The organism is bacterium, assembly GCA_016786595.1.
Classification (GTDB): domain Bacteria; phylum Bdellovibrionota_C; class UBA2361; order SZUA-149; family JAEUWB01; genus JAEUWB01.
In genome coordinates this window covers 12,933-30,979 of record JAEUWB010000039.1, presented here as the reverse complement: position 1 = coordinate 30,979, position 18,047 = coordinate 12,933, and the positions used below count along the sequence as shown (strand labels likewise).

Genomic DNA, 18,047 nt, shown 5'->3' with positions numbered 1-18,047 from the left:
CGATTTTAATTCTATGAGTTCAGATCATAAAAAAACTTTTGAAGAAACCCAAGATCAGCAAGGCGACGATCCGTCAATCTCTTTTCCGAAGATCGAACGTGAAATTCTAGAATTTTGGAATCGCAATCAAATTTTTCAAAAGTCAATGGAAAAAAAGGCGCAGCAGCAATCATATGTATTTTATGATGGCCCGCCTTTTGCCACAGGACTCCCACACTATGGACATCTCTTGGCGGGAACGATCAAGGACGTAGTGGGTCGATTTTTTACGATGAAGGGATTTCATGTTGACCGGAGACTAGGCTGGGATTGCCATGGTGTTCCCGTTGAGTTTGAAATTCAAAAAATGCTCAACCTGCATGGTGCAAAAGCTATTAAAGAGTTTGGCATTGGAAAATTTAATGAAGAGTGTCGCAAGATTGTGTTGCGCTACACCAATGAATGGCGAGCATTTATTGAACGCTCGGGTCGTTGGGTTGATTTTTCACGACCTTATCACACCATGGACCGTGATTTCATGGAGTCAATCTGGGCGATATTTCGTAAACTCTGGGATCAGGGTTTGATCTATGAAGGCTTAAAGTGCGTGCCTTACTCTTGGGCAATTAACACTCCCTTAAGTAATTTCGAAGCGAATTTAAATTATAAAGACGTGCAAGATCCTGCTGTAACTGTACGCGCAGAATTTATTGGAGAATTACCTGAGTTTCTTCAGAAAATTTTACCACAAGACTACCGTCTTACAACTTACGCTTGGACAACCACCCCTTGGACGCTACCAAGTAACCTCGCACTTGCTTTTGGACCGGGTGTCCAATACTGCGCTGTTAAAAATGAGAGTCTGAAGGAAGTTGTGATTATCGCTGAAAATCGCGCTGAAGTTTATTTTCCAGAGCTTAAAAAATCTGAAAATCAAAGCACGATATTGGCAAGTTTTACTGGAGACAAAGTCATTGGAATTTCTTATCGACAGTTTTTCCCCTACTTTGAAACAGTGCGTAGTAAAGGCGCATTTAAAACCTACAGTGGAGAGTTTGTAACAGATAGCGATGGAACGGGAATAGTTCACTGTGCATCTTTTGGTGAAGATGACCTTAAATTGTTTCTTGCGAATAGTATTCCTGTGGTCGATCCTGTTGATGAGGAAGGAAATTTTACTGCTGCTGTTGTAGATTTTGCCGGCCTCAATATCAAAGCAGCCGATGCAAAAATTATCCATTCACTCAAGGAGCAAGGCAAGCTAGTTCGGCATGAGACAATCCAACACTCTTATCCTTTTTGCTGGCGCACAGACACGCCGCTAATCTACAAATCTATTTCCAGTTGGTTTGTTAAAGTTGAAGCCTTAAGAGAGAAACTCTTAAAGAATAACGCGCAAATCCACTGGGTTCCTGAGCATATTCGGGATGGGCGTTTCGGTAAGTGGCTTGAAGGGGCAAGGGATTGGGCAATTTCTCGTAATCGTTATTGGGGAACACCGCTACCAATTTGGCGTTGTGCCGAGACTGGAGAGATGCTCTGTATTGGCTCAGTTGCAGAGTTAGAAAAGCTAAGTGGAAAGAAAGTTAACGATCTACATAGCCAGCATTTAGACGAGATTACTTTTACTGCGCCATCAGGAAAGGGTCTGATGCAACGTGTGCCTGAAGTCCTCGACTGTTGGTTCGAAAGCGGCTCAATGCCCTATGGTCAGGAACACTATCCGTTTGAGAACCGTGAACGTTTTGAGGCAAATTTCCCTGCTGATTTTATTGCTGAAGGTTTAGATCAAACCCGTGGGTGGTTTTACACCCTATTAGTACTATCAACTGCGCTATTTGATAAGCCCGCATTTAAAAATGTGATTGTTAACGGCATTATTCTGGCAGAAGACGGGAAAAAAATGTCGAAGTCGCTAAAAAATTACCCGCCACCCGAAGAAGTGATGGAGGAGTTTGGTGCAGACGCGATGCGACTTTACTTGTTAAGCTCGGCAGCAACTCGCGGCGAAGATTTGCGCTTTAGTAAACAGGGGGTGAAGCAAGTCGTGCGCCAGACGATTTTACCACTTTGGAATGCCTATAATTTCTATGCAACCTATGCCGCAGCAGACAATTGGCAGCCAGCCCAGACACCACAACTTGCTTCTGAAAATTTACTTGATCGCTGGATTCTTTCTAAGTTTGCATCGTTAGTCCAAGGTGTGGATCGAGCGCTGAGCTCATATCACTTATCCGCGGCCGTGCAGCCGATTCTTGATTTTGTTGATCAACTCACAAACTGGTACATTCGCCTGAATCGTCGGCGTTTTTGGTCTGAAGGCAAGGCAACTGAAGAGGATAAGACTCAAGCCTATGCTACGCTGCATACTGTGTTAACTGGCTTTGTCAGGGTGCTCGCACCCCTTGCCCCATTTATTGCTGAAGAGATTTATCAACGGCTAACCAAGGCAAATCAGATTAATTCAGCGCAAAGTGTTCACTTAGCTTGTTTCCCGACACTTGATGTTGAGCTTAGTAAAATTGACCTTAAGCTTGAGTCCGGGATGTCGCTTTTTGAAGAGGTGATCTTACTTGGTCGAAGCTTACGTAATGACCTTGGTATTAAGGTGCGGCAACCTCTCAAATCGCTCTTAGTCATTCACCCGAGTGCTCAAGCAATTGCAGAACTGAAACCACTAGAAATTTATATTCGTGAAGAACTTAACGTTAAGGCTGTTTCATATTCGACTGATGAATCTCAATATGTTGATTTATCAGCGAATTTAAACACTGTGCTTTTAGGAAAAACACTTGGGCCAAAACTTGGGTCAAAGGGCATGCAGGAGTTACGTAGTGGTTGCCAGAATTTAACTTCAGAGCAAATTCGCAGTGTCGAATCTGGCGGAAAACTTGCACTAGCTGGAGTGGAGCTTGGTCAAGCTGAATTAGTGATTAAACGTAAGGCGCGCGCAGGAGTTACTGGACTCGGATCTTCTGGCCAGATTAGCATCTTACTTGATACGGAACTTAGTCCGGCGCTGTTACGTGAAGGATTGGCGCGAGAATTTGTAAATCGCGTACAGAAGGTAAGAAAAGACAGTAACTTTAACGTCAGCGATCGAATTCGCATTAACTATACGACTGCTTTTCCTGATCTTACAGCAAGCTTAAGCGATCACGCCGAATATATTAAGGCAGAGACATTGGCCGTAGAGCTGAGCGCTCAACAACTACAACCATCTTGGAATGAATTAGAAATTGAAGGTCACCCAATTCATGTTCTTGTTGAACGTATTTAACCGCAGCTATCAAACATTAAATTACGTCATGTTTTTTTTTGTATTTCTGATTATTGATCAGACAACCAAGCAGCTGATCGTTGACTCATTCCAAATTCACGAAACTATAAACCTCATTCCTGATTTCCTAAACTTGACTCATGTGCGTAACCCCGGCGCAGCTTTTGGTGTTTTTAGTGACTACTCTCCGCGATTTCGTCAGTTAGTGCTTTCAGCTGTTTTGCTCGTAGCTCTTTCGATTGTAATTAAAATGTTTTTGCAGGATTTCAAGCAGGATAAGCTCGGCCGCTATGCCTTGGTGCTAATTTTCTCTGGGGCGATAGGAAATATCATTGACCGGGCTCGCTATGGCGCTGTGATTGATTTTATCGATGTTTTCTACGGAGACTATCACTGGCCAGCTTTTAACGTTGCCGATAGTTGTATTTTTCTTGGAGTGCTGACGATTAGTCTAAAAATGCTCTTTACTCCAAAAACCAAAGAATCTGAGCTAATTGCTTAATTCGATTAAGGAATCTTCTATTTACTGCCTTAGCTTAACTCCTGCAGTTTAGCTAAGTGACTTAAATTATTTACAAAATCACTGAAATAATCGATATTTTTGCTCGTCAAACTGGCATGCGCTAGATCTTCTCAAACAGATCGTTATCGCGCGGATATTTTTGGAGATTTATTATGCGAAGTATTTTTACTCTTTTAGCACTGTCTTTTCTTTTTCTAACAACTTCCTGCGCAAAAAATAGCTATGCCGGTCAAGGAGCACTTGGCGGTGGCGCTTTAGGTGCGGGGCTTGGGGCAATTATTGGTAGTGCCACGGGCCACACTGCTCAAGGTCTTGCGATCGGAACAGCAGCTGGAGCATTAACAGGTGCCGGCGTTGGTGAAATGATTGACCGTCAAGATGTTCAGTCGCAAGAAATGGAAGAAGAGCGTCGTCGTCAAGAAGAAGAACTACGCCGCCAACGTCGTGAAATTGATGAGCTGCGCCGTCAGCAGCAATACGACGATTACTATCGTAAATACTAATTAGCATTAATCCCAGGTAATTTTTTAGAGAGTTGTTTATGAAGCAGTTGTGTCTTGTTGTGATTTTTTTATGTGTATCAGGTTGTAGTTACTTGGGTATTGAGCCACCTGAGTTTAATACTAAGGATATGAGTTCAACTTCGCTCGGCACAGCAACTGGTGCCGTAGTAGGAGGAGGTGTGGGGACGGTAATTGGCGCGCAGGTGGGTAGTCCAGCTGGCGGGCTTGCAGTCGGAGCTGCTACAGGGGCATTGGCAGGAGCAGCAATTGGTCGCGCACTCGATATTCAAGAAGAAAAGACAGAAGAGACTCAGGCTCAGCTTGCTCAGCAAAAAACCGAAATTGCCAGTCAAACACGCACTCTCAATCAAATGCGCAATCAAGCTGGTGATGGTGTTAGTTTAGGGAATACAAATTTTGCGCCACAGCCAACACTTGCTCCAACTTATAACACTCAGCCGCAAGCATTTGCAGCTAATCGTCCCAGCGTGGCAAAGGTAACCGGGCGCATCGCTCCCAATTCGTTTAATGTCAGCAGCAGAAAACTTTCTCAAGGACTTTCACAAGGGCGTGCGAGTTTAGGTGAAGTGCGAAGCGTTGAGTCGGAGAATTATCAAACTGTAACTGCTGACCCGGTCGGCACTACTTACGTTGAGCCGGGTGTAAAACGTGTTACTCCTGCACCAATTGTAGCTGCTACACCGGCACCGACGCTGAATACAAAAGCAGAAACTGTTACGACTACTGACATGTTGGCGACAACTACCTTACCAGCCGCAAACACTATGCCTCCGGCAAAAAAGACTGAAGTAGTAGCCGAAAAAGTTACAGCGCTAGAACCAGCAGCAGTTGCTTCTGCGCCAGCGCCAAAAACCTCTCCGGTTGCAAGTTTAGAGACAACCGGGGACGATTGCACGCAAGCTCAGCAAGAAATGAAGCGGGCTCAGAGCTCGAATTCAAAGGCAGACAAGCTTTTTTATATGCGTCGGGCTGTCAGACTTTGCGGAACAAATGCTGAGTACCATATCGAACTTGGAAAGATTTATTCTGAAATCGGACGCACTGAAGATGCTGTAGCGCAATTTTCGCAGGCAGTTGACATTGAGCCTTCAAATCAAGTCGCTTTGAATGAACTGAAAAAAATTGATAGCGCTGCAAATTAGAGTTGTCTTCAGAATCTTACCTTCAGGTAAGTTCGAGAAAACACTCTACCACGCCGTAGCTTCAGCAAAGGCGGGTCTAGTGGAAATAAAATTTAAGGAATTGAATTTATTTGGTTGAGTTTATGAAAAAAATCATTTCACTTGTTATACTAGCTTTACTCGTCGGTTGCACTAAACCTGGAGATAAGACTGGCTATGGCGCGCTTGGCGGTGCGGCACTTGGCGCTGGCTTAGGAGCAATTGTGGGCGCTCCGACCGGTGATGCCGGGCGTGGAGTGGCAATTGGCGCTGGCATTGGCGCCTTGTCTGGGGCACTTGCCGGAAATGCGCTCGATGCTCAAGAAGAGCAAACAGAGTTAACTCAAGAACGCCTGGCTTATCAACGTGGGCAGATCGAAGAAAACGCGCGTTTGATCCGCGAACTACGTGGAGCTGGTGCAGATGTGCGCGAATCCAAGCGTGGTGTAGTGATTAATTTACCGGACGTTTTATTTGAATTTAATCGTGCTGATTTGACAGCTGAGGCACGACACACGGTAGCAGAAATCGGAGATATCCTTAAAAATACAGTTGGTCGCGAAATTGCCGTAGAAGGCCACACCGATTCAATTGGCTCAGTGCAATATAATAAACGCCTTTCGATGGACCGTGCCGACACAGTGGCCAGGGCCTTAGCCCATGAAGGTGTGCCAGGCGGCTCAATCCGGGCCTATGGTTACGGGGAAGGGGCTCCAATTGCAACGAATAACACAGATGCTGGTCGAGCGAGAAACCGCCGCGTCGAGGTCATCATCGAAAACGATCGCAGGTAAATCGCTGCAATTCTGGCGCAGAGCAGGCGCGGGAATTCCAGCAATTTACCCTACGTTTCATAATTAAATTAATTGATTTTCACGCTGATTGGGCTTGTTTTTCGTAAACAAGCAGCGGTTTTTCTTTCTGAGTAATCACGCCCTCAGAGACTACAACTTCAACAATGCGCTTATCTCCGGGCACGATAAACATTGTTTCCAGCATAGCCTGTTCGATGATCGAGCGTAGTCCACGTGCTCCAATTTTCTTCTCTAGTGCTTTTTTCGCAATTTCACGAACTGCTGCTTCGGTGAAGCGTAAGTGCACATGATTTAACTCAAAAAGTTTTTGATATTGCTTGACTAGAGCGTTCTGTGGTTCAGCCAATACCCGCACGAGATCCGCTTCAGTTAGCTCTTCAAGTGCAGCAACAATTGGAAGTCTACCGATAAATTCTGGGATTAAGCCGTAAGTGTTTAAGTCACGGGGTTCAACATCGACAAAAGTTACAGTCGGGTTTGTCGGCTTTGTTTCGTTGCCGCTAAATCCGATTTGGTTATTCCCCAGTCGGCGTTTAATGATTGATTCTAGGCCTGCAAATGCTCCTCCACAGATGAAGAGAATATTTGATGTATCAACTTGCAGATATTCTTGTTGCGGGTGTTTACGTCCGCCCTTAGGAGGAACATTTGCAACTGTACCTTCCATTAATTTCAGCAAAGCTTGCTGGACGCCTTCACCAGATACGTCTCGGGTGACTGAAGCAGTTTCTGTTTTGCGTGAGATTTTATCGATTTCGTCGATATAGACGATCCCGCGCTGAGCACGGGCAACATCGTAGTCGGCGTTTTGAAGCAAACTCAAGATAATATTTTCTACGTCTTCTCCGACATAGCCAGCTTCGGTCAGAGAGGTAGCATCGGCGATGGCAAAAGGCACATCAATAATTTTTGCTAATGTCTGGGCGAGAAGAGTTTTCCCTGACCCAGTTGGACCAAGTAGTAAGATGTTACTTTTCTGGACATCGACATCTTTGGACTTAGCTTTACTGTTGTGATCAACTCGCATGTAGTGGTTATGTACGGCCACAGAGAGCGCTTTTTTTGCGTATTCTTGACCGATGATATAGCGGTCGAGATAGTCTTTGATTTCCTGGGGAGTAGGGATTTGGCTTTGCGTTCCAGGAGTTTTATTTCCGTCACCATCTTCGGAAAGAATGTCATTACAAAGTTCGACACATTCATCACAGATGTAGACACCAGGGCCTGCGACTAATTTTTTTACTTCATCCTGCGTTTTATCGCAGAATGTGCAGGACAAATTAGAACGTGCTGACTTATCGTTTCTTCCGATCATAAATATAAACCCACAACAAAAGGCTAAACCGAAGGAACTTAGACAAGCTCCTGTAATTTTGATGTTTTCTTTAGAGCGGGAAGTTCAAAAATTATCTGGATCGGGAAGAAATTAACGAAATCAGGAGGTTATAGCTTGTATACTTGATGGCTTGCTAACTAAGCTCGGAGCTTTACTAGTAAATCCGCATGCAAACAGGACCCCAGTCAAGGCCGATAAAACATTGATTAAGATGTCGCGCTCGTCAAAAACCCGTTCCGGGATAAAATATTGTAGACTTTCTTCTAAAATTCCAAAAAATGAGCTTAAAAAAAGCGCAAAGTAAAATCGTTTCTGCTGAGAAACCTCACTCGGGCAAAAAAATAGGCTAAAGCCAAGTGCCATATATTTTACAATATGAATCCGTTCAATCGGCAGTCCAACAAGCTTGGTGAGTAGAAAACTGAGTAGTATTGCGCCAGCAAGAAGAGGGATTGGGCGGGGTCTGAGGGTTGTAAAGCTAGTTTTTTTTGCGTGCAGTAGTATCCAGACAAAGGCGATAACTGCCAGAGCAGGAATTATGGTATCAAGATGGGAGGATAATCTTGAGATTTGGCGCCCTAAAAAAAGAGCGCAGCTAATCGCGAGCATGCAGAGAAATGCGAGTTTTCGGGCAAGATTTGCCCCGATTATCAAGTTTTCTTTGCCAGTTTCTAAATCCATGCTAGTAACAGCTTACTATGTCTCAGAAATTTAATACAAATGACAAGGTCGTTCGTAAGGGTACCGTTGGTCCGATTGGAGTGGTAACGCAAATCCGAGTTGAAACTCAGCGCGCCACTTTAAAAGAATCCGAAGAAGGACCGAGTGTTACGGTCACGGTTTTGTGGAATAACGGAACATTATCGCACTTTACACCTGATGGCTTAGAGCGCTTGAGTTAGTTATTTGCTAACAAATTGACCGCGCGCAGTCCCTGCACTTTCCTGTAAATGTAATGTTGTGGTCCTGGATTTTAAACCCACGAGGCACTAGCTGATTAATATCTCCGGGACAGCCATCGAGCTCGTAAACCTTATCGCAATCAAGACAGAGAAAATGATGGTGATGATGTTTGCCGCAGATCTCGTAGCGCGGAGCATTGCCTGGTAAGTCCACGAGACTTAATATTTGATCTTCGAGTAGGCTCTTAATATTTCGATAAACAGTGGCAATTCCAATGCCGGGTAAATGTTTCTTAGCCAGGTCTAAGACCTCCTGAGGAGAGAGTGGACGGTTGGCCTCTTGAAGAGCTTTGAGGACTAACTCGCGTTGTTTTGTAGAGCGTGCAAAAGGCATATTGACTTATTGATAATTTATTATTAATAGGAACCGCTGTCAAATGTGAGGTCCAGAATGAATAAAATCACAAGAATGAGAAAACTTTGGGTAATTGCTGCTACCTGCTTATGTGTTTCTAGACAGGTCAGTGCAGAAACAGAGACTCCAACCCCAGATCCCCATGGGCAGCATAGTGCCGGTGAAATTGTTGTCAATTCCACACCCTTACCGCAGACATTGTTTGAATCTGCTCAACCAATTTCTGCCTTGGATGAACATACAATTGAGCTTAGAGGTGGGGGGAATATTGGCGAACTGCTGGCTACTGAACCAGGCGTTTCTAATTCTTATTTTGGCCCTGGAGCAAGCCGCCCAGTTATTCGTGGCATAGGTGGAGAGCGAATTCGCATCCTGGAAAATGGTCTAGGTTCTCAAGATCTATCAAGTCTTAGCTCAGATCACTTGGTAACGGTCGATCCCCTTGTTGTTGACCGTGTAGAAGTTGTGCGCGGACCAGCCGCCTTACTTTATGGAACCAGTGCGGTTGGTGGAGCGGTCAATGTTTTTGATAACCGCATCCCAGAAAAACTACCGAAGAAAAATCTTGCTGCAAAGGCAGAATTTAATACTAGCAGCGTCGACGAAGGCTTATCAGGCGCTACGGTTGTAGATGGTAAGTTTGAGAATTTAGCCTTTCATGTTGATGGCTCAGCGAAGGAGACAGATGACATAAAAATTCCAGGATTTGCCCGCACACAAAATGCTCGCCAAAGCTCAGAGCTGGAATTTCCTGAACCACGTGGAACGTTGCCATACAGTGCTGTAGATACGCATAATTTATCAGCTGGTAGTTCTTATCTTTTTGGTCGAGGATTTGTTGGTGCTTCAGTTTCACAGTTTGAAAGCGTTTACGGCGTGCCCAATGGAGAGAAGGATGTCAGCATTGATGCCACCCGGACGCGCTATGATTTAAGGGCTAAGCTTATCGATCCGTTACCACGAATTGCAAACCTTAGCTTGAAGCTTGGCGCAAGTGAGTATCAACATACTGAATTTGAAGGTGTGGAAACTGGAACGGTATTTGAGAATGACGGTTTGGACGGACGCTTAGAGTTCACCCACGATCGCATTAGTCAGTTTGAAGGTGTTGCTGGTATTCAATTCCAACGTTCGGACTTTGCTGCAATTGGCGCGGAAGCCTTTCAACTGCCGACGATTTCTGAAATTGCTTCGTTATTTGCATTTGAGGAATACACACTTAATCAGAACTGGAAATTTCAGGGTGGTATCCGTACTGATTTTCATGCATTAGATACCGACGAGATCGACCGTGATTTTTCGACACTAAGCGAATCTCTCGGGGCCGTTTATAGCTTCGACTCTGATTACGCTGCTGCTTTCTCGTTGGCACATACGGAACGAGCGCCAACTGGACAAGAGCTTTTTGCCGATGGCCCACATATTGCAACCGCTGCATATGAGATCGGCGACGCGAATCTTGACCCAGAGCGCTCGCTTGGAGTGGATTTACATTTACGCAAGAATAGTGGTCGATTTACTGGAACAATTGGTGCATTTTATAATCACTTTTTTGACTATATTGCACTTAATCCAACTGGTGAGATGAGCGAGACAGAGCATAACGAAGAAGCTGAACATGAAGAGGAAGAAGAACATGATCATGGAGCATTGCCAATCTATCGTTATCAGTCGACAGCTGCACAATTTTACGGCATTGAGTCCCAATTGGCATATCATATTTTGCAAGACGAAGCTCGGGACTTGTCGATAGATTTTCAGCCTGATTATGTCTATGCGCGAGATAAAAATACTGGCCAACCTTTGCCAAGAATTACGCCACTACGTCTTAAATTTGGCATAAATTATCGACTCGGACAGGAGTTTGACTCTCGTCTTGAACTTTTACATGTCTTACGCCAAAATCGAAACGCGCCATTTGAAACCGAGACACCTGATTATTCACAATTAAACCTATTCCTATCACGTAAGTTTCAAGGCTTGGGGCAGATTGTTGAGCTATATCTACGTGGCACAAATCTATTAAACCAGAAATCTCGAGATCATGTATCTTTTATTAAGGATGTTGCTCCGCTGCCAGGGATCAATCTGATTGCAGGCTTGAAGGTTAGCTTCTAATTCTGGGTCCGTATTGTATTTTTTCATAGCTGTGCTAATCAATCAGCTAGTTTGCCAGGAGTTTTGCTGGTCGATGAATTAATGCGGCTAGTGACTTGTAAGCCCCGGGTCTAGGAGATTTAAGCTATGAAGATCAAAGATTTTATCCGCACAAATTACCGCCACTTTAACGCCGCGACTCTTGTCGATGCAGCTGAGGCTTATGGTAAGCACGTCGATAAAGGCGGCAAAATGTTGGTCACACTTGCCGGCGCAATGAGCACGGCCGAGCTTGGGATTTCACTTGCCGAGATGATTCGTAAAAATAAAGTGCATGCAATCTCTTGCACTGCAGCAAACCTTGAAGAAGATATTTTTAATTTGGTCGCTCATGAGCACTATTATCGTGTGCCCCACTATCGCGATCTCACTCCTCAAGAGGAAGCAGCTTTACGCGATAAGGGCTATAACCGCGTCACGGATACTTGTATCCCTGAGGACGAAGCGATGCGTCGTATTGAAAAGCAATGCCTAAGTCTTTGGCAAGAAGCTTGTAAGACCAACAAACGTTACTTCCCACATGAGATTATGTATCAACTGATTGAACGTGGAATGATTAAGGAGCATTATCAAATTGACCCCAAGAATTCTTGGTTAGTTGCAGCCTGCGAGAAAAAACTTCCAATTATTGTTCCAGGCTACGAAGATTCTACCTTGGGCAATATGCTTGCAGCTAGACATGTAAAAGGTGAAGTTCAGCATTTGAACTTCATCAAAAGTGGATTAGAGCAAATGGTCTTTTTGATTGATTGGTACCGAGAAAATAGTAAGCAAGAGTCAATTGGATTTTTCCAAATCGGAGGCGGCATTGCGGGGGATTTTCCAATTTGCGTTGTGCCGACAATCCAAAAAGATCTACAACAGCAGTGTAAATACTGGGGCTACTTCTGCCAGATTTCCGATAGCACGACTTCATTTGGATCGTACTCGGGCGCGGTGCCAAACGAGAAAATCACTTGGAGTAAGCTCGATACGGATACGCCGAAGTTTGTGATTGAGTCGGATGCAACAATTGTTGCGCCATTAATGTTTGCTTATATCCTTGACCAATAAGCTTTTTAAATTAAAATCTTAGGCTTGAACTTAAACTTTCCCTTTTGCCCTAACAATCATGATAAGGGGGGAAGGCGAAGTTTAAGTTCAAGCCTAAGATCAAAAATAATTTCGTCAGTTTCAAATCTATTCAGAAACTAAAAACAGGCTTCGTTTTTCTCGAGATAGTTCTGAACATAATCTGCTACTGCAGTTTCTAGTGGGGTAAATGGGGCACTGTATCCTGCTGCACGAAGTTTTTGCATCGGTGCTTCAGTGAAGTATTGATATTGCTGGCGTAAGTGTTCAGGCATCTCGATATATTCGATCTTTTCAGGCTTGCGACTAGCTGAAAATACAGCCCGCGCAAGTTGATTCCAGCTTTGCGCTTGACCGGAGCCCAGATTGAAAATGCCCTTTACTTGCGGATTATTTAGCAGCCAAAGCATTACTTTTGCGCAGTCTTTAACGTAAAGAAAATCGCGCTGCTGCTCGCCATCAGCGTACGCAGGTAAATATGATTTGAAAAGTTTCACGCAACCTGAATTCTGGATTTGATGAAATGATTTATAAACGACACTGCGCATCGGTCCTTTATGGTATTCATTCGGGCCAAAAATATTAAAAAACTTAATTCCCGTGATTTGATCTAATAAGTTTTGATTTAATGCCCAGCTGTCAAAATTCTGCTTCGACTGCGCATAAGCATTTAAAGGCTTGAGTTGTTCGATTTTGGAATGCTGATCAGCAAATCCATCAGCACCTGCGCCATAAGTTGCCGCACTTGAAGCATAAATAAACTGGGTGCCTTGCTCGAGCGCCCAGTTGGTAAGTTTCTTGGTATATTCGGTATTGTTTTGCTTAAGGTATTCGAGATTTGTTTCGGTTGTTGAGCTACACGCGCCAAGGTGGAAAATAGCCTTAGCTTTACCCATTAAAGTGCCGTCGACGAGATCGAGAAATTCTGTTTTATGAAAATAGCTACGAAATTTTTTACCAGCTAGATTTTTATTTTTTAGCGCATTTAATTCTCCATCCACAACTACAATATTCTCTTCCCCGCAAGCGTTGAGTTCGGCAATTAATGCGCTTCCAATAAATCCTGCTCCGCCAGTAACTATAATCATATTGAAGTTTATAACGTAGAACTATGTTTTTTAGAAAGTCTTGATTCTTCTCCGCGCACTAAACGCAGGATATTTTTTTGATGTTTAATAAAGATTAGTAGTGTTACTCCCAGAGCGGCGCGAATCACCCACTGAGCATTACTACCTCCATAAAACATCACAACTGTAATGGAAAGCACTAGGCTGGCAATCAGCGAGCCGAGGGAGACGAATTTAGTTTTCCAGACCGTGAGAATAAAAGTTACAAAGCAGAGTAGTGCGGGGATTGGAGTGAGTAGCAGGAAACATCCAAATGAAGTCGCAATACCTTTCCCACCGCGACCCTTTAAGAAAGGAGAGAAGCAATGTCCGATGATCACGCAAATCGTTGCTTGAGCTGCAAGTGCTTGGTTGGGAGTTATCGAGTGATAAGTTTTACTAATTAATAAGATGGGAATTAAACCTTTAAGAAAGTCACCAAGGAAAGTTAAGGCAGCTGCTTTTTTCCCCAACACGCGTAGGGCATTTGTCGCCCCGATGTTCCCGCTGCCAGCTTTGCGAATGTCAGTGCCGTAAAACGACCCAACTATTACTCCAGTGGGAATTGAACCAACCAAAAAGCTAACGGTCAAAAGTAATATTTCGTGAGTCAATCTCATACTAACATGAAGTTATATTTTGTAACTTATTCTGTAAGAAAAATCACTAATTTATCACTCGCAAGATAGTAATTTAAGAAAAGAGTGAGGGTTGCGGGGACAACCCTCGAATAAAAGTTCTAAGCAGTCTTTTTTGCTTGGCGCCGACCTTCACGATCTTCCCAAGCGACGCGTTGGATTACCTGTGGTAGGCACGCCAGAAGTTCATCCCAAGTCTGATAGGGAATTCTTCCGATGGCCATGATCCAAGGCATTTCTGGTTCTTCAGGTCTGTCAATTTGAATGACATACCCTTTAATACCTGTGATCCAACCGGTACAGCCGAATGTAAAATTGTTCTCATCTTCCCATGTTGGATCGGGGAGAATCAAAATCTTTGACCAGCTGTGCAACCGACGATGTCGAGGAAGGATTTCAATCCGATTATGACTTTCACGAATCAAATCGGCTCCACCACCTTCGCTAAGATCCCATCCGTCATGCAGACCGATAAAGCCAAATTCACTTTTGTTGGTTTCCCAAACTCTGGTCTGAACTGCAGCGAGATCGGTGTCGTTAAAGACTCGTTTCATTTTCTTCCAGGCTGATTGGCCCTAAGAATAATTATCGATAAATAAAATAATCACTCTAAGGACCAATCAATGCAAGGAAGCTGAATTAAAAAAACCTCTTACCCGTTTTCTCACTCTTAACTATACATTATGCGCACAACTTTTAAGTTAAGCGCCTTTAAAACAGAATCAGAAGTTAAGTATTCAATAACCTTAATGAATTTATTGCTGTTTTATATGAACTGGAATGATAAATGTAGCTGGCAGCAACAAGTACATTTGCACCAGCCTGCACACACTCTTTCGCTGAATCAGCCTTAACTCCGCCATCAACTTGAAGTTTAATGTTTAGGCCACTTTCCTGGATTAATTTTCTTGCAGCTCTGATTTTACTTAATGTTTCAGGAATAAATGCCTGACCGCTGTATCCTGGATTTACACTCATCACTAACAATAAATCGATTTCAGCTAGTAGCGGGAGTGCCTTGGACACGTCTGTTTGTGGCTTTAAGGCCAGGCCGGCCTTGCAGCCAAGTGAACGGATTTGTTTAAGTGTTTTAGTTGGATCGTTGGTTGCTTCAAAATGAATTGTAATTGAATCAGCCCCAGCCTTAACAAATTGCTCAATTTGCTGCTCTGGAGTTAAGACCATCAAGTGGACATCAAGTGGAAGCTTGGTAAGTCGTCTAAGGGTTTTTACAAGTTCTGCCCCGAAAGTAATTGGCGGGACAAATTGACCATCCATCACATCGATATGAATCCAATCTGCACCTGCATGCTCAACTGCAAGTACTTCTTCAGCAAACTTCCCCCAGTTGGCTGAGAGAATTGATGGCGCAATAATTAAATTACTCAAAATAATCCCCTCTAGAAAAAACTTTACTGTTAATGATGTCTTTAATCGGCAAAATCTTTTTGCCGGCAAACTGTAGTTCTTCGAGTGCTACTATACCGTTTTGGCCTGTAGCGACAAGCAGCTCCCCACGTGAAATCGAAACAATTGTTCCAGCCTTAAAGCAGTCTGGCTGATAAGTATTAAGCTTTAGATTTGTTAGCCGTGTGCGATAAATTTTAATTAATTGGCCTTGATAATTTGTACGTGCCCCAGGGCTTGGCGAAAGTGCATGGATTTGTTGAGTTACAACTTCTGGTGCCTGATTCCAGTCGATTTTAAAATAATCTTTAGGAAATTTTTCAGCAAAAGTTACATTTGAATCTAGCTGCTCTTCTGCTTTAAGCTGCGCAGTTAAGATTTCAGGTAAAACTTCTAGTAAGAATTTAGCACCTGCTACAGCAAGTCTATCGTGCAATTCTCCAAAAGTTTCATTTGGCGACACGGTAAAATGTTTTTTTGCAAAGACAGGTCCAGTATCAACTCCAGTATCAAGCTGCATGATTGAGATTGCAGTCGATTTATCTCCGGCGCGAATCGTATGTTGCATCGGAGCTGGACCACGCCAGCGTGGGAGATCGGATGGATGAATATTAATCACTCCGAAGCCTGGGTATTGTAGTAATTCTGGTGGTATAATTTTACCGTAGGCGACAAGAATGGCTGCATCGATTTGCTGATGAGTTTGTAAAAAACGACCGAAATCAGTTTCGCTCTGCAGGATATTTTTTAGCGATTTGGGTTGAAAGACTGGCAGGCCCAATTTTTGCGCTAAAACTTTCACAGCGGGAGGGCTTAACTTTTGTCCTCGTCCAGCAGGTTTATCAGTTTGAGTGATACAAGCTAAAAGATTGAAGCGTCGATCCGCGCTAAGCGCGGATAAGCTTGGCACAGCAAATTCAGGGCTTCCGAAAAAAATAATGTTATAGACTTTGTCTGCCATTACTTGCGTTTATGCTATTTCGCTTGCTCAAGTTTCTTCAGCTTAGCTTTAATTAACTGCTTTTTAACGGCGCCTAGGCGATCGATAAATAAGACCCCATTTAAGTGATCAATTTCATGCTGTAAGCAGATCGCCAGTAAGCCTGTGGCGTTAAGCTCAAACGGTTGACCATCTTTTGTGAGCGCCTTAAGGGCGATAGATTTAGCCCGAGGAACTTCTTCGCGAATACCCGGGATACTCAAGCAGCCTTCTTCAATTGAGGTTTTACCTGAAGCACTAATAATTTCAGGATTAACTAATTGCAGTAAACCCAAACTGGCTCCGTCCGAGGCATCTTCCTGATTTTTAAAATCAGCATGTTCTGCTGTTTCTTCGCGCAGATCGACAACAATTACTCGATGAGTTGATCCGACTTGTGAGGCGGCAAGACCAATGCCCGAAGCTTGATACATCGTTTCTGCCATATCATCGAGCAGCGTTTTAATTTCGGCGGTAATAGTTGGAACTGGCGTGCATTTTACGCGGAGCACGGGGTCAGGATAAATGCGAATTTTTAACGTCGACATTAGAGACCAAGAGTTTCTCGAATTTTTAAAATTAATGTTTCTGCATCAAATGGCTTATACATTACCAGTGGTTCAAGCATTTGCACTTCAGTGCTGGATTTGTCGCCAGTCATCATCAAGATTCGTTTAGACAAATCAGGTCGGAGCTCAATTAGTTCAGTTCGTAAGTTAACTCCAGAATATCCTGGTAGATGCAGATCGCATAAGACTAAAGCACAAGCGGCCCCAGATTTAAGATGTTCTTGTGCGTCCTCAGGGCTACAGAGTTTCACCTCTGCGCCACGAAAGGAAAGTTCGATAATTTTCTTTAGGCCAGTAGCAACTACTGGTTCATCATCAACGATAAGAATACTAAGGCTTGAAGTTGATGCCAGAGTTTCAGCTCCAAGGCTTGGCAAGGTTTTACTCGCGGTTGCTTTTTTCAGGTAGGTTGTGAGGTGGTAATCGAAGCCAGTGCTGGTGGTTTCTTCTTCGATTTCAAATTCGCAGCCAAATCGCTGAGCAATGGCGTTGGTTACAGCTAGTGCCAAACTTAGTTCTTTTGTTTGAGAGCTCTCTGCTGCTGCGCAGTCAAAAAGTAAACTCAAATCACTCTCGAATTGTTTTTTTGTAGAAACCTTTGTGGAAAATATTACTTCATTATTGTCACTTTCGGCAGTGATTTGAATTTGCTTTTGCTCGGTTTGGAGGAGCTCTCCAATATTACGCATAATAAAAATTGATTCACGCACCAAAAGTGCAAGCTGATGGAACTCAAACATTACCTCCGAAGCTTTGCTCGTAATTTGTATTGAGATCTGCCAATTTGTGAATAATTTTTCAGCGGACAATTTTTGTTTGACGCGCTCAACTGTAGTCATAAGACTACAGGGTACTTTCGCCGTTGCTCTGGTTGAGAGTAGATAGGTCAACTTTTCAGTTAAGCGACTGATTTTCCAGGCTTCTTGAGCAATTAAATCCGAGAAATGCGAGATACGTTCTTGGTCGCTCGCTGTGCGCGGCAAAACCGAAGCTAAGGAGACAATTGCCGTGACTGGGTTATCAATTTCATGACTAATAAAATGAATTAGTTCCGAAGTATTAGCATTTAAATCCTGAGTTAATGCCTGCTCAGTATTTAAAAAAGGAGACCTTCCAATTCTTGTCCCAGTATGCAAATTTCCCTTTACGTCAGTCATGTTACTACAAATTTGTGCTCCAAAGAGAT

18 protein-coding genes are annotated in these 18,047 nt (G+C 43.6%); 8 read left to right on the top strand and 10 right to left on the bottom strand.

Translation table 11 applies throughout. The annotated features are described in order from the left end of the window. Positions 1 to 13 precede the first annotated feature (13 nt). The 5 genes from JNK13_06175 to JNK13_06155 all read left to right on the top strand — a co-directional run bounded on the left by JNK13_06175 (position 14) and on the right by JNK13_06155 (position 6,260). Positions 14 to 3,259 (top strand): isoleucine--tRNA ligase, encoded by a 3,246-nt coding sequence (locus JNK13_06175; GenBank protein ID MBL7662323.1) that lies wholly within the window; start codon positions 14 to 16, stop codon positions 3,257 to 3,259. Then, a complete protein-coding gene (lspA, locus tag JNK13_06170; GenBank protein ID MBL7662322.1) occupies positions 3,237 to 3,761 on the top strand; it encodes a signal peptidase II in 525 nt (174 codons plus the stop codon). Before JNK13_06175 ends, lspA begins: the two co-directional genes overlap by 23 nt. Before the next feature lie 173 nt (positions 3,762 to 3,934). Beyond that, complete coding sequence (locus tag JNK13_06165) at positions 3,935 to 4,285, top strand: hypothetical protein (protein ID MBL7662321.1); 351 nt, start codon at positions 3,935 to 3,937, stop codon at positions 4,283 to 4,285. Positions 4,286 to 4,323: 38 nt separating this feature from the next. Continuing rightward, positions 4,324 to 5,448 carry a tetratricopeptide repeat protein gene (locus JNK13_06160; protein MBL7662320.1) on the top strand — a complete coding sequence of 375 codons (1,125 nt, stop codon included), beginning with the start codon at positions 4,324 to 4,326 and terminating at the stop codon, positions 5,446 to 5,448. A gap of 122 nt (positions 5,449 to 5,570) precedes the next feature. Continuing rightward, a complete protein-coding gene (locus JNK13_06155; GenBank protein MBL7662319.1) occupies positions 5,571 to 6,260 on the top strand; it encodes an OmpA family protein in 690 nt (229 codons plus the stop codon). Between the two features lie 79 nt (positions 6,261 to 6,339). Here JNK13_06155 and clpX read toward each other — a convergent pair whose 3' ends face one another. Next, positions 6,340 to 7,596, bottom strand: a complete 1,257-nt coding sequence (gene clpX / locus JNK13_06150; protein MBL7662318.1) for an ATP-dependent Clp protease ATP-binding subunit ClpX — start codon at positions 7,594 to 7,596, stop codon at positions 6,340 to 6,342. A 120-nt stretch (positions 7,597 to 7,716) separates the two neighbouring features. Beyond that, positions 7,717 to 8,298 (bottom strand): VanZ family protein, encoded by a 582-nt coding sequence (locus JNK13_06145; protein MBL7662317.1) that lies wholly within the window; start codon positions 8,296 to 8,298, stop codon positions 7,717 to 7,719. Positions 8,299 to 8,315: 17 nt separating this feature from the next. Between JNK13_06145 and JNK13_06140 the strand changes: the two genes are divergently transcribed. Next, positions 8,316 to 8,519, top strand: a complete 204-nt coding sequence (locus JNK13_06140; GenBank protein MBL7662316.1) for a hypothetical protein — start codon at positions 8,316 to 8,318, stop codon at positions 8,517 to 8,519. 7 nt (positions 8,520 to 8,526) lie between these two features. On the opposite strand, the gene JNK13_06135 is transcribed toward JNK13_06140, so the two are convergent. After that, positions 8,527 to 8,913, bottom strand: coding sequence for a transcriptional repressor (locus JNK13_06135; GenBank protein MBL7662315.1), 387 nt, complete (start codon positions 8,911 to 8,913; stop codon positions 8,527 to 8,529). Positions 8,914 to 8,970: 57 nt separating this feature from the next. Here JNK13_06135 and JNK13_06130 point away from each other — a divergent pair, with 57 nt between their 5' ends. Then, positions 8,971 to 11,052, top strand: coding sequence for a TonB-dependent receptor (locus JNK13_06130; protein ID MBL7662314.1), 2,082 nt, complete (start codon positions 8,971 to 8,973; stop codon positions 11,050 to 11,052). 126 nt (positions 11,053 to 11,178) lie between these two features. Next, positions 11,179 to 12,144, top strand: a complete 966-nt coding sequence (locus JNK13_06125; GenBank protein ID MBL7662313.1) for a deoxyhypusine synthase family protein — start codon at positions 11,179 to 11,181, stop codon at positions 12,142 to 12,144. A 137-nt stretch (positions 12,145 to 12,281) separates the two neighbouring features. Here the strand turns inward: JNK13_06125 and rfaD are convergent, their stop codons facing one another. The 7 genes from rfaD to JNK13_06090 all read right to left on the bottom strand — a co-directional run bounded on the left by rfaD (position 12,282) and on the right by JNK13_06090 (position 18,018). Then, on the bottom strand, positions 12,282 to 13,250 hold the full coding sequence (rfaD, locus tag JNK13_06120; protein ID MBL7662312.1) for an ADP-glyceromanno-heptose 6-epimerase: 969 nt from the start codon (positions 13,248 to 13,250) through the stop codon (positions 12,282 to 12,284). Between the two features lie 8 nt (positions 13,251 to 13,258). After that, positions 13,259 to 13,861: a glycerol-3-phosphate 1-O-acyltransferase PlsY gene (plsY, locus tag JNK13_06115; protein ID MBL7662311.1), complete on the bottom strand. Its 603-nt coding sequence runs from the start codon at positions 13,859 to 13,861 to the stop codon at positions 13,259 to 13,261. A gap of 146 nt (positions 13,862 to 14,007) precedes the next feature. Further along, positions 14,008 to 14,460 carry a hypothetical protein gene (locus JNK13_06110; protein MBL7662310.1) on the bottom strand — a complete coding sequence of 151 codons (453 nt, stop codon included), beginning with the start codon at positions 14,458 to 14,460 and terminating at the stop codon, positions 14,008 to 14,010. A gap of 175 nt (positions 14,461 to 14,635) precedes the next feature. Continuing rightward, positions 14,636 to 15,295, bottom strand: a complete 660-nt coding sequence (rpe, locus tag JNK13_06105; protein ID MBL7662309.1) for a ribulose-phosphate 3-epimerase — start codon at positions 15,293 to 15,295, stop codon at positions 14,636 to 14,638. Then, positions 15,288 to 16,274 (bottom strand): methionyl-tRNA formyltransferase, encoded by a 987-nt coding sequence (locus tag JNK13_06100; protein ID MBL7662308.1) that lies wholly within the window; start codon positions 16,272 to 16,274, stop codon positions 15,288 to 15,290. The genes rpe and JNK13_06100 overlap by 8 nt, the downstream gene beginning before the upstream one ends. Before the next feature lie 14 nt (positions 16,275 to 16,288). Then, entirely contained in the window at positions 16,289 to 16,840 is a 552-nt protein-coding gene (gene def / locus JNK13_06095; protein ID MBL7662307.1) for a peptide deformylase, read from the bottom strand. Then, positions 16,840 to 18,018, bottom strand: coding sequence for a hybrid sensor histidine kinase/response regulator (locus JNK13_06090; protein ID MBL7662306.1), 1,179 nt, complete (start codon positions 18,016 to 18,018; stop codon positions 16,840 to 16,842). Before JNK13_06090 ends, def begins: the two co-directional genes overlap by 1 nt. Positions 18,019 to 18,047: the final 29 nt, after the last annotated feature.

Coding starts and splice junctions, on each gene's coding strand:
- JNK13_06165 (MBL7662321.1), top strand. CDS start 3,935: ATGCGAAGTATTTTTACTCTTTTAGCACTGTCTTTTCTTTTTCTAACA.
- JNK13_06110 (MBL7662310.1), bottom strand. CDS start 14,460: ATGAAACGAGTCTTTAACGACACCGATCTCGCTGCAGTTCAGACCAGA.
- JNK13_06175 (MBL7662323.1), top strand. CDS start 14: ATGAGTTCAGATCATAAAAAAACTTTTGAAGAAACCCAAGATCAGCAA.
- JNK13_06090 (MBL7662306.1), bottom strand. CDS start 18,018: ATGACTGACGTAAAGGGAAATTTGCATACTGGGACAAGAATTGGAAGG.
- clpX (MBL7662318.1), bottom strand. CDS start 7,596: ATGATCGGAAGAAACGATAAGTCAGCACGTTCTAATTTGTCCTGCACA.
- JNK13_06135 (MBL7662315.1), bottom strand. CDS start 8,913: ATGCCTTTTGCACGCTCTACAAAACAACGCGAGTTAGTCCTCAAAGCT.
- JNK13_06130 (MBL7662314.1), top strand. CDS start 8,971: ATGAATAAAATCACAAGAATGAGAAAACTTTGGGTAATTGCTGCTACC.
- JNK13_06155 (MBL7662319.1), top strand. CDS start 5,571: ATGAAAAAAATCATTTCACTTGTTATACTAGCTTTACTCGTCGGTTGC.
- lspA (MBL7662322.1), top strand. CDS start 3,237: ATGTTCTTGTTGAACGTATTTAACCGCAGCTATCAAACATTAAATTAC.
- JNK13_06140 (MBL7662316.1), top strand. CDS start 8,316: ATGTCTCAGAAATTTAATACAAATGACAAGGTCGTTCGTAAGGGTACC.
- JNK13_06100 (MBL7662308.1), bottom strand. CDS start 16,274: ATGGCAGACAAAGTCTATAACATTATTTTTTTCGGAAGCCCTGAATTT.
- JNK13_06125 (MBL7662313.1), top strand. CDS start 11,179: ATGAAGATCAAAGATTTTATCCGCACAAATTACCGCCACTTTAACGCC.
- JNK13_06160 (MBL7662320.1), top strand. CDS start 4,324: ATGAAGCAGTTGTGTCTTGTTGTGATTTTTTTATGTGTATCAGGTTGT.
- def (MBL7662307.1), bottom strand. CDS start 16,840: ATGTCGACGTTAAAAATTCGCATTTATCCTGACCCCGTGCTCCGCGTA.
- JNK13_06145 (MBL7662317.1), bottom strand. CDS start 8,298: ATGGATTTAGAAACTGGCAAAGAAAACTTGATAATCGGGGCAAATCTT.
- rfaD (MBL7662312.1), bottom strand. CDS start 13,250: ATGATTATAGTTACTGGCGGAGCAGGATTTATTGGAAGCGCATTAATT.